This window comes from Sphingobium sp. (assembly GCF_041987595.1).
In the GTDB taxonomy this organism is placed as follows: Bacteria; Pseudomonadota; Alphaproteobacteria; order Sphingomonadales; family Sphingomonadaceae; genus Sphingobium.
The window spans coordinates 1-562 of the sequence record NZ_JBHIWJ010000240.1 but is presented as its reverse complement, the minus strand read 5'-3'; the positions used below and the strand labels follow the sequence as shown (position 1 = coordinate 562).

General features: G+C 69.9%; 1 protein-coding gene. It reads left to right on the top strand.

Annotated elements, in window-relative coordinates:
• Window positions 1-522, top strand: a 522-nt coding sequence (locus ACFC3J_RS22960; protein WP_375198210.1) for an aldehyde dehydrogenase family protein, incomplete at its 5' end; no start/stop codon positions are given.
• Between the last annotated feature and the right edge of the window lie 40 nt (window positions 523-562).

The following is a 562-nucleotide window of genomic DNA, read 5'->3' as shown; positions in this document are numbered from 1 at the left end:
ATCGTTCTGAACGCCAAGATGCGCCGCGTCTCGGTCTGCGGCGCGACCGAGACCCTGCTGGTGGACCGGGCGGCGGCCCAGCGTCTGCTGCCCCCCGTCGCCGCCGACCTGATCGCCGCCGGTTGCGAACTGCGCGGCGACGAAGCGGCCTGCGCCTTGGTCCCCGCCATGACGCCCGCGACCGAGGCCGACTGGACCACCGAATATCTGGCCCCGATCCTCGCCGTCCGCATCGTCGACGATCTGGACGCCGCCACCGACCACATCGCCCGCTACGGCTCGGGCCACACCGAGGCCATCGTCACCACCGACGCGGCCGCCGCCGAACGGTTCGCCGCCAAGGTCGACAGCGCCATCGTCCTGATCAACGCCTCGACCCAGTTCGCCGACGGCGGCGAGTTCGGCTTCGGCGGCGAAATCGGCATCTCCACCAACCGCCTGCACGCGCGGGGGCCGGTGGGGGCGGAGCAGCTGACCACCTACAAATACGTCGTGCGCGGCCAAGGCCAGATCAGGCACTGACTTGAAGGCGGCGAGATTTTTCCGCACCCTCAACGCATGA